Origin of the sequence: Terasakiella sp. (genome assembly GCF_048267425.1) — a bacterium.
Lineage (GTDB): Bacteria > Pseudomonadota > Alphaproteobacteria > Rhodospirillales > Terasakiellaceae > Terasakiella.
The window spans coordinates 1-9,849 of record NZ_JBLWXN010000024.1; the positions used below are offsets into that span (position 1 = coordinate 1).

At 43.1% G+C, this 9,849-nt stretch carries 13 protein-coding genes; 4 read left to right on the forward strand and 9 right to left on the reverse strand.

Going from position 1 to position 9,849, the window contains the following annotated elements; translation table 11 throughout:
• From ACN0VA_RS17730 to ACN0VA_RS17740, 3 genes are all read right to left on the reverse strand, one after another.
• Window positions 1–365 (reverse strand): cation transporter (locus ACN0VA_RS17730; protein WP_417822447.1); only part of this gene is annotated, 365 nt, incomplete at its 3' end.
• A gap of 20 nt (window positions 366–385) precedes the next feature.
• Window positions 386–784: a hypothetical protein gene (locus tag ACN0VA_RS17735; RefSeq protein WP_417822448.1), complete on the reverse strand. Its 399-nt coding sequence runs from the start codon at window positions 782–784 to the stop codon at window positions 386–388.
• Window positions 781–1,029: an SHOCT domain-containing protein gene (locus tag ACN0VA_RS17740; RefSeq protein WP_417822449.1), complete on the reverse strand. Its 249-nt coding sequence runs from the start codon at window positions 1,027–1,029 to the stop codon at window positions 781–783. Before ACN0VA_RS17740 ends, ACN0VA_RS17735 begins: the two co-directional genes overlap by 4 nt.
• A 458-nt stretch (window positions 1,030–1,487) precedes the next feature.
• Between ACN0VA_RS17740 and ACN0VA_RS17745 the strand changes: the two genes are divergently transcribed.
• Together ACN0VA_RS17745 and ACN0VA_RS17750 are read left to right on the forward strand one after the other, a co-directional pair.
• Entirely contained in the window at window positions 1,488–2,045 is a 558-nt protein-coding gene (locus tag ACN0VA_RS17745; RefSeq protein WP_417822450.1) for a hypothetical protein, read from the forward strand.
• Window positions 2,046–2,307: 262 nt separating this feature from the next.
• Entirely contained in the window at window positions 2,308–3,648 is a 1,341-nt protein-coding gene (locus ACN0VA_RS17750) for a relaxase/mobilization nuclease domain-containing protein (protein WP_417822451.1), read from the forward strand.
• A 4-nt stretch (window positions 3,649–3,652) separates the two neighbouring features.
• Here the strand turns inward: ACN0VA_RS17750 and ACN0VA_RS17755 are convergent, their stop codons facing one another.
• The 5 genes from ACN0VA_RS17755 to ACN0VA_RS17775 form a co-directional block, all read right to left on the reverse strand.
• Window positions 3,653–3,955 (reverse strand): plasmid mobilization protein, encoded by a 303-nt coding sequence (locus tag ACN0VA_RS17755; RefSeq protein ID WP_417822452.1) that lies wholly within the window; start codon window positions 3,953–3,955, stop codon window positions 3,653–3,655.
• Window positions 3,956–4,113: 158 nt separating this feature from the next.
• Window positions 4,114–4,395, reverse strand: coding sequence for a helix-turn-helix domain-containing protein (locus ACN0VA_RS17760; RefSeq protein ID WP_188665379.1), 282 nt, complete (start codon window positions 4,393–4,395; stop codon window positions 4,114–4,116).
• Between the two features lie 86 nt (window positions 4,396–4,481).
• Window positions 4,482–5,477, reverse strand: a complete 996-nt coding sequence (locus ACN0VA_RS17765) for a hypothetical protein (protein ID WP_417822453.1) — start codon at window positions 5,475–5,477, stop codon at window positions 4,482–4,484.
• The gene (locus ACN0VA_RS17770) at window positions 5,474–5,995 is read right to left on the reverse strand and encodes a hypothetical protein (RefSeq protein ID WP_417822454.1); all 522 of its coding nucleotides are present in this window, start codon (window positions 5,993–5,995) and stop codon (window positions 5,474–5,476) included. The genes ACN0VA_RS17765 and ACN0VA_RS17770 overlap by 4 nt, the downstream gene beginning before the upstream one ends.
• A 268-nt stretch (window positions 5,996–6,263) precedes the next feature.
• Window positions 6,264–7,445: a tyrosine-type recombinase/integrase gene (locus ACN0VA_RS17775; RefSeq protein WP_417822455.1), complete on the reverse strand. Its 1,182-nt coding sequence runs from the start codon at window positions 7,443–7,445 to the stop codon at window positions 6,264–6,266.
• 154 nt (window positions 7,446–7,599) lie between these two features.
• On the opposite strand from ACN0VA_RS17775, the gene ACN0VA_RS17780 reads away from it, so the two are divergent.
• Window positions 7,600–8,550, forward strand: a complete 951-nt coding sequence (locus ACN0VA_RS17780) for a hypothetical protein (protein ID WP_417822456.1) — start codon at window positions 7,600–7,602, stop codon at window positions 8,548–8,550.
• Window positions 8,551–8,558: 8 nt separating this feature from the next.
• On the forward strand, window positions 8,559–9,074 hold the full coding sequence (locus ACN0VA_RS17785) for a DUF6933 domain-containing protein (RefSeq protein WP_417822457.1): 516 nt from the start codon (window positions 8,559–8,561) through the stop codon (window positions 9,072–9,074).
• A 139-nt stretch (window positions 9,075–9,213) separates the two neighbouring features.
• On the opposite strand, the gene ACN0VA_RS17790 is transcribed toward ACN0VA_RS17785, so the two are convergent.
• The gene (locus ACN0VA_RS17790) at window positions 9,214–9,549 is read right to left on the reverse strand and encodes a hypothetical protein (RefSeq protein WP_417822458.1); all 336 of its coding nucleotides are present in this window, start codon (window positions 9,547–9,549) and stop codon (window positions 9,214–9,216) included.
• Window positions 9,550–9,849 lie beyond the last annotated feature (300 nt).

A 9,849-nucleotide genomic window follows, 5' to 3' on the forward strand; every position in this document is an offset into this window, starting at 1 on the left:
AGCACGTTCGGAATGGAGATAGCGCCTGCCAACCAGAATTTTTTCATCAAGGTCTGGTATTCAGCCAGCTTTTCAGCCTCTTCCTTTTGCAAGGATTCCTCGCTGTCATCACGGGGCTCTACGGCAGAATATCCGGCTTCTTTGATCACTTGTCGAATAGCAGAGACTGAGACGATATCAGAATCAAACCCAATTTCCACTGTCGAAGCCGCAAAATTAACACTGGCTGTGTGAATCCCTTTTTGGGCGAGCAATGCCTCTTCAATAGTTGCAACGCAGGAGGCGCAGCCCATCCCCTTAAGACCTAACCGTACAGATGAAATAGACGGCGAAACCTCGTTTTTATGATGATGGGCATGTAACATGATGACCTCCTCTTTCTTCGTCAATTAGACGCATACAGACCTGACCAGAATTCAATGAAGTCGTGGTCAAACTCAGCCGTATGTCGTTTCAACCAAGCGTTAATTTCATTTGCGACAGCCACATTGTCATATTCGCTGCATTTGTTTCTTTTTTGGATGTTTTTCAACCGTCTCAACAAATCACGATGATCGTTTTTATGTTCTTGGTATGCACTATATCCAGACAGACGTATAAGCACCTCTTCACGTTCAAAGTTTCGCTCCATAAAACGAATAACATCGCTTAAACGCGGGCATGCCTGATGACCTTCATGACAAATGACTTCAGGGTCAAACAATTGGCGGGTTAAATATTCAAGGCATTCTTTATTGGCATGAATAAAACGAATACCTTTTGTATGAACGTCTTGAAGTCTCATCCTACCAAATCCTTTTTCTTTTGAAGATAGTCATCGCGTGAAATTTCACCCTTAGCGTATTTTTCCCCTAAAGCGGAAAGTGCCGGGTCTTGGGACCTCTCGCTTCTTATCATCCGATAAAGACCAATAATCAGAGCAATTACCAACAGAAGGAAAAACAAGGAGACAAACCCGTGCATCCCCCAAAAGCTGAACCAGCTTCCATCACCGTACATGGCATGATGGGACCAACCTGAATTCCACATGACTTCCTCCATTATTCCTTCGATGCTTAACTGGTCATCTGCTGCTTCAACGACAATTTAGCGCCATCAATGTTGCTGGAGTATGTCTCCGAATAGGGGGAATAGTTACAAAGCTTGACGGGTAGGAGTTTTGATAAACTTTGTCACAAACTAAATTGATATGGGTGAAGTAAAATTACTTTAATCTCTGCTATTCTTGATCTAATGTGATGTTGGAGCTGAAACGCACAGCTCTGGGGCTTAGTAACCTCCACACTAGCGGTCAGTATCGACCGTAATGATACCTTCTTGACCTCCATGGTCGGGGAGCCTTTGGCGTATGTCCAGGTTCTCCGAACTAAAGGCCATTGGGACCATCTAGTGTTGGTTTACTAACTCCCCGATCACCAGAGATCAATTGAGCATATCCTTTGCGGGGGCGTACCGCGAGGGCTCTGGCTCAGTAGGGGGAATAGATAATGTTAAATCAAATAAATAAGCCGAAATTACCAGCCCGCATGTTGTTTGTTGGCTTTGTTCTCGTGATTATTTCTGGCACAACTGAAGCTGGTGTGTTTGACAAAATTGGGTCGCTGTTTGGCGGTAGTGGTTCTGACGTGTTTGAGGTGACGATCAAGGCCAAGGCCGCTTTGGATATTGCTGAGGCGAGAAGCAATGGCGATTTATTAAATTCCAAATTTCGTTGTGATCTTCGCAAATCGAAGCAGCGAGTTTGTACTTATAAAAATATGCTTAGGGTTCGTGGCAAATTCAGCCCTCGCAGTGAAAGCACCTTTTATGATTTTGTGATTGCTGGGTATGAGCGCGAACCAAATTTGCATGATGTATATTTTGTTATGCATGAGGATTGGGCCAGGGTTTACAATTTTTCTCTGACGAAAAATAAGCCGTTCACTTTTCGTTATGGCGATCTACCGATTGAAAAGACCGAGGCAATATCTGCGACGTTTGAGCAGAAGGGGATAACGCTTGTTGAGTTAGATATTTCTATCCGGGAAATCGATCCAGACGATTAATTTAGGGCCACGGTAGTTTTGGATAAAGCCACAACTGATTGGCAAGAAGCCACAAGACTTTTTGCTGAGGCCACAGCGGTTTTGATAAAAGCCACAGGGCATTTTTGCAAAAACACGCGAAAAACACAGGTCATATTCAAAAACAAAATTGCAGAATTATTGAAAAACAACAGGTTACATAAATTACATAGTCTTCAATTCTTTTGCAGGATTAGCGAAATGTATGACAGACATTCTTGTTTTTTGCTGATAGCCTTCTTTTATGGTTTTTGATGATGAAGAATATATGCGCGTAAAAGGCGGTTTCGTTAATCTGGAAGATGAACGCCTGATGAAGCGGTTTTTCGCCAAATCGGGTCGTCCTTCTAGTGGTTTTGCGCGATCACGCCGGGCCGCATGTATTCGCTATAATAATTATAGAAATTATGTTGGCGATCAGGGCAAGTGTGAAGCTGTTGTCAAAGTGATCTCTGCTAAAAAATCGGTGAGCTCGGTTTGGGCTTTGGTCAAATATATTTTGCGGGAAGACGAAACTGAAAGTATTGAACCTTATGATCAATTCGGTCTGCCAACTGACAAGGAGGCAATCGAAAAGTGGCAATTGCGAACTGATAGGGAAAACCTGAGAAAAGATGGGACTTGGCGTAATAATCAGGCATGGCACTTGGTCTGTTCTATTCAGAAAGAACATGATGCGAAAATAACTGATACAAAGCTGAAACTGGAATGCGCGGTTCGGTGTTTTGTTGCCGAAAATTTTGCTCAACACTATTTCCATGTGATATGGGCAATCCATGAGGATACGGAAGATCACCCCCATGCCCATCTTGTCATTAAAGCAAAACCTGAACGGGGGAACCGACTGCATTTTGACCGAACAGGCGAGGTAATTGACATTCTGCGAGATAGTTTTGCAAAGCACTTGCAAAAAGTGGGGCTTGATTATGTGGCGACAAGACGGGAAGATCGGCATCATATCAGAAGAAAGATTTTGTCGGATGAACTGCCTTTGCGATCCTCTTTTCCAACGGGTGGATATCGTATCGAAGGGCCAATTCTTTTACAATTAGCTCAAGCTGTTATGCCGCAAAAGAGGACGTGGCGACGGTTTAAGAAACAGGAAATCTTTACAGCCCCAGAACTGTTTATGCAGATGTACCGAGAACCTGAAACAGCATACAAGAATTGGCTTTGGCTCATTCAACATCCAAATTGTGAAGGACGCAGGCGCAAAGGGCATCGTTTCGGGATCTGGTTGCTTGTTACCCAGCCTGAAATCATAGGGAAACTCGTTGAAAACGCGTTTAGGCCGCAAACTAGTCAAGAAGTCGTGGGTGCTTTTCAGGGTATACCGCTTGCTCCATGGCCTCAGAACTGGCAGCCAACGTTAAAGCGGGTTGCCAGTAAGAAAAACGATAAAGAGAAAATGCTGGCATCCTTGTCGCGGATGTTCCAAAATGGGGTTTCTGATCGCGCAATGCGTCTTGATATTATGCAAAATGAATGGGGAAATTTGGTGTTTGACTTGCGCCAAGCTCGCCAGAAACAAAGAGAAAGACAGGGCCCTGTGAAATCTCCTCAACGAGGCGGCTGGAGCCAATGAGGTTTTAGCTCATCCAGCTGCGAATTCTTTGCTCTATCCTCTCAATCAAGTTGCGGATTTGATATTTATCCGGTGCCGAGTTCATGTATAGAAGGTTGAACAGCATGTTAATTTGCATGATTACTTCATCTGTCTGTTCCTTTACTAAGCAGGGAATTTGGGTCGTCGGGTTATTTGCGTTCCAAAGAGCCGATTTGCGGATGTAGCTCGACAGTGATTTCATATCTGCTTCTTTTACCGCTTTTCGCAAAGTTTCCTGTTCTTCGGGGGTTAGGCGAATACTGATAACAATAGTTCTTTGTGTCATGCTTTTTCCTTTCAAAGCACGTCTGAAAAGTGAGTTTCAAATCCAACTCATGCAAAGAATTGGCTTAAGTGCTCATGGGGTGATATTGAATGCACTATGATTAGGAAAGAGGGGATGCTTGAACAGACATTAGCTGCTTCAAGCTGATTTTCGGGTGTTTACCTGTCGTCGAAGGTATTCTCAAGTCGACCACCGCTTAATAACCATTCGAATAAATCGCGTCTGAAATATCGAACGATTCTTAGCTCCTGACCATGAACGCGTGGGCGTAGAAAATGCGGACCGCCACCACGACTTCTGTAGCGAGCTAAACTATCAACGGAAACCCCAGTTAGTCGGGAAGCTTCTTCAGCTGATACTGCGGAGTCAAGCCAGGTTGGGTCTCGTTCTAACAACAATTTTAGAAAAGGGTATTTCTCAATTAATTCATCATTCAGCATAATGCTATCCATTCTAGTTTTTGATATGGAAAGCATAAAAAATATAAAGGTGAGGCCTCAATTTTTCTTAGCTCTGGAGCTGGAAATTAAAATTTTTTTACTTTATATATTTTTGATTTTATTCTATTTTTTCTTAATATATTAGCATAAATTTCTTCGCAATGCTTACTGTAGCCCCCTTCGGTTTTTTGGTAGTTTAAGAAAACTTTTATTTTGCGAGCAAGTTGACCTTTGGGATGCTCAGCCGTTAATGGAATGATCCCTCTTTTGCAAAGAATGTTTAGCGCAGCTTCCACATGTGGTCGGATGGGGTTAGTCCTATCCCCTTTCAGACGTTCTTCACTTTTTAAGGCGGCATACGTTTGGGATAATGGTTCAAGATCCATAAAGGTAATGAAACGCATTTTTACAGAGTCATGTATGATGAGATACTTTGCGAGGTTGTGATAGTCAGGAGCTTGCTCCTGAAAGGAAGTTTCAGACCATTTTTTCATTCCGCTTGCAACAATTTGGCAAGCGTTTTCCAATTTGATTTTTTTTTGTATTTCACTTGCATTGTTGGTATTGCGGTAATGTGCGGCATTGGCCTCTACTATTAGCTGTTCAAAACGATTTAGGCATTTACTTGCGTTCGATGGTTTGGAAGAAATAGAAAGATATATGTGATAGAGTAAACATGAACGTGTTAAGGGAAATAGGTCCGATTTTTGCGTCTTTAACCGTCCATCAATATGAATATGCTTTTTAGTTAAAGGTTGTTTTTTTCGTTTATTTTTGAAAAATGAAAAATTACTTAATGAGGTCAATATTATATTTTTTCTGTTAGTCGTTTGTTTTTTTATTGGCTCGAGAAGTAGGCTAAAAGGTCCATCATACTTAATGATATCATCTATAAGTGATGCAAAGAAAATGATTTCATGATCTGTATGGGCGACGCTATCGACATCTTTAAAGATGTTAGAATGGTTCTCCAAAAAGGATATGAAAAAAAGATCAATTATCGCTTTTTTACTGTATTGTGGGTTTTTTTCGACTAGGCGTGTCGCAAAGTGATCTAATGTATCAATATAGGGGTGCGTCATTTGTTCTTACCTTTTGTTGTTTGGTAAAATTCTTCCCGTGTAATCGCGTATCGTGGGATATCGCTCGGAGCTCTGATAGGATAGGCTTTGAAGTCTCCTCCTAACGGGACCCATGTCGGAAAATACGGTTCAAGGGCTTTTTCAACGGCTTGGTTAAAAGCTGTTTTTTCATCTACAGTTGCGACAACCGTATTCAGAAAGGGAGTTTGCGAATAGGTAATGTCTGGGGTGATGTGCCGCATGCGAAGCAACTCTTCCGCCGCCCAGCTGACACAACGAAAGCCTTTTGGGTTCCACCAATAGCTTTCCCGGGCAATGAGAGCGATCTGATAGGCATAGTGTTTTGTGCCAAGTTGATCAGGATCGTACTCGCGACTTGACCAACTTACGGGAACGTCATTTCGTTCAAAAAAAGCTCCTATGCTTTCGGGTTTCTCTGAAATCCGAAGATAAAGCTCTGCAATATGTTTAGCTTTATTTGCCAGACTTTCTTTCTTTTTACGGGATTGGCACATCATTCAAAATAGCCAAAGTCTAAGATTGTCGCGATTGCTTTGAAGGCGGCTTATATCCAGATAGTTGAGTTCAGGTTCTCGTGTAAGGTCTGGGAGTTCGACCACTTGGGTTTCAAAGGCAGGAGTGACGACAAAAAAGGAGAAATTGCGAAATTCAGCCCTGAACTGTGTATATTCAGGTCGGACCAGCTTATGTCCTTGTGTCGGGTAAGACTTCAAAATATAGGAAGGCGGGTTGACGCTGCCTGTATTGAGAATATGATTTCTCGCATTAATCATCTGCATCAGCCTTTTTTTGGTTTTGTTCCAATACGGCACCCACAACGATGGCCGCTTGATCAATCGGTGTTTGGGCAAGATGAGCATATCGTGCTGTGGTTTGCGGGCTTGAGTGACCGAGTAATCCACCAATCATTGGAAGAGAAAGACCGGCCCCTGCTGCGGCGCTGGCGAAGCTGTGTCTCAGGTCGTGAATGCGAACATCATCAAGGTTGGCTTCTTTGCGCACCCTGCGCCAAGGCTTTTGTAAATTAACCAAATGACATCCCTCTTCCTTGCCAACAATCACATAAGGATTACCGGGAACAGGGGAAAGATTCTCTAAAAGGAACTGAGCTTGATTAACCAAGGGCACAGCCTTGATACCTTTGCGATCCGTCTTATGACGATCAAGTAATAACCGACGATGCGTCAAATCGACCATACGCCATTGTAGGGTGAGGATTTCGCTCAAGCGACAGCCTGTCAGTATAAGGAGACGAATGGCAGCAGCCTGATAAGTACCGATTAGCCCTAACCGTTCTTGTTCATCCAGCGTTTGAAAGAGGGTGCGATATTCCTTTGATGATAAAAAACGATTACGTTTGTTTTCGCGGTACACTTTCAGAGGAGCTGCCGGATTGGTGTTCGGGGGAATAATGCCCCATTGCTCCCCTTTATTAAAAATGGACTTGAGCAAACCCAAAGTGCGGTTAGCGTTGTATGGCGTGTCTTTCAGGCTTTTGTGGTAAGCGGCAACGTCTTGAGTGGAAAGTTCCAGAACTCGGTATTTACCAAATTTGGGTAAGATAAACTTATCCAGAAGCCAGCGATGGGCTTGCATGGTGCTTTCCTTACAACGACCCTCGCAATGATCATTCATATAGCGTTCTGCGAGTTCTTCAACTGTGGCACTTGATCGGTTTTCTTTGCGCTTTTCTGCCGGGTCACCACCCAGAGCGATTTCACTTTTAAGCCGACGTGCTTCTTTGCGGGCTTGATCTAATGTGATGTCACCCAATCGACCAATAGAATAACGACGCATGCGTCCAAACTGATTGCGATACTGGATCATAAAGGTCTTGGTGCCGTTGGCTTTCACTCGAACGCCAAAACCGGGCTGGGCATCATCCCATACCAAGAGATCCTTGTCATTTGTGCTCAGTTCACGTAACACTGTTTTGGTAATTCTCATGGGTTTACCTCATTTTGCGGATGTAAATAATTCATGAGCTGTTTAATTGTATGTATTACACATAACTTAATTGTTTGTGCGTAGTCAATGTTTTTGTGTGAAATACACATAGCGAGGTTTTGTGAAGGGGTATGAACTGAGAGCAGCCAAGGGTTTGCTTGACTGGACAACAGAAGACTTGGCGTTTTCGTGCGGCCTCGCGGCTCAAGCTTTGCAACGGGTTGAAACTGAAACGCCACTTGAAATCATAAATAGGGATTTAAGTCTTTCTGCCTCACGGGAATATTTGATCCGGGAAGCATTGATGTGGGCAGGAGTTCGTTTCACAAGTGGGGAAAGGGGAAATGTTGCTGTTTCCCTTGAACCTTGGGCGAGTGTCGAGCGCCCTTTTAAAATTCAAGTATTCCCAGTCAGTCGGTCTGAAGAGGCATATCCAAGGAATTCATTTGTCCGATATGGGTGGTTTGAGCCGGTTCTTAGAACCTTTATGGGCTCTAAGGCAAGAGCAAGGAACCTTGATGGGGTGAACGCTACGGAAATATTTCCTGGAATTGTCAACTTGCCTAATGAACCTGATGTTTATAATACAAGTAACTTAGACATGAACAGTAGAGTGGATTTTGTCATCCGCTCTCTCAATCATGCGACTGCAACATACAGAAGACCTTTCTATAAACCCCGATATTCCCATTGGTTCCGTTCGCAAAGAATGGATGTGAATGAGTTACCGGTAACTTATCTTGAGATTGACTTGGAAGAGTACAAAGCATGTGACTTGTATTCATTCAGCACCGTTTGGAATGAGGATGATAGAACATGGGAGTTGTCATCTGATCCTGTTCATTTGTGTTATATAAAAGAAGAACAGATTAATTCCAGTCTTTCCAATTCTGAAATTATGGGGAAGTTAATAGATCACCCTCATGCAAAATCTTTTTGGGAAAAGAACGTTTTACCCATTGAAGGTTTCTTTTGGCATTACAGAAGATTAACCGAAGGAGAAAATACCAGTTTCTGGAACCCTGATTTCTGTAATAGGGACCGATCTTTTATGGCAAAAATTCATCCCAGATTATCTCCGATTATGCGGGTTAGGGCGGGGTAATATAGATAATGAGCGACCTCTATATCCACTGTACGGCAAAGCTTGCCAAGGTAATGAAAGTGAAACTCCAGCCAGCTCCTGAAGTCGAGAAAGTTGTTCCTTTAAATTGTTGGTACGCCAACGTTCTAAAAATTGGGTTACCGTTGGATATCGTTCTTTATACCCATGCAACGACTTTGTATTCGCTGGTTCACCCGTTTGATCGACGTGATGCCGCTGATTACACTATGGATGTTTTCACTCAACGTTTAAATGAAATTCTCGGACGTTCTATTGCAACAGGCTATGATTATAAATTCTGTAAAACGGCTTCACGAAAGGTATTGGGATGCATGAATGAACTCGCTTTCGAATTGGAAATCCGTGCGCGTGATATGTGGGAAAGTGGGGAGGGCGTTGAGCTTGAGAAACTGGAAGGTTGCTTGAATAAGGGGCTGATTGCTGGGGTTCGTCCAGCAGATGAATTTGAACAATTGGTTCAGGGATCAGAGCAGAAAGTGCCTTATCTGCGTATTGTGAAGTAGGTTGGATTAAATCTTCTTGTAGACAGAAGGACGTAGTCCGCAGACTATGCCGGATACGGGCAAGCAAATCAGTAAGACTTTTGCCTTGCTGATTTGCTTTCAGCCGCTATTACGGCCATGTCATCGATTTTTCTCTTATTTATCGTCTGTACATGAGGTAATTACCGCCATTTGTGTGAACAACATTTTCATGGCTGTCACACTCAATATCGACGCCATAAGCCTGAAACTCTTCCCATTTCACTTGAGAAAGCTCCTTTAGGCAAAACTCCTTTATATTGGATACGATTCCATCCAGTTTTGCTTGTTCCTTCATGTCTTCGGTATGGAAAAATAATATTATTCCTAGTAGGTTATCTTTGCTGTTGAAAGCACACATGGCAACATCGTGAAGGTAATCACGATATTTACTTCGAAGTTTTTGCCCTAGGTCAGACCTTATGTGTTCTTTAATTTCGTATCTATTAGTCGTCATTTATATGCCTCCCATAATCCGTCATCCCGTTTCCCAAAGCTAAATTCTTTGTCAGCTAAATATTCTACTTCTTGTTCAAAAAATGACTTTTTTGGAGCCGTTTCCAGTTCCAGTTCAGTTCCAGTTCGGGGGTAGTTGACGGTAGTTCGGGGGACTCCGTAGTTCGGGGGTTGCGAGTTCGGTGGAGTTCGGACGAGTTCGGGGCGAGTTCGGGGGACCTGCGAGTTCGGGGGACAGTTACCGAATTACTTGCCTAAGCTTTTCATACCTCTTTCAGAAAATGAAGGAGAGCACTATGGC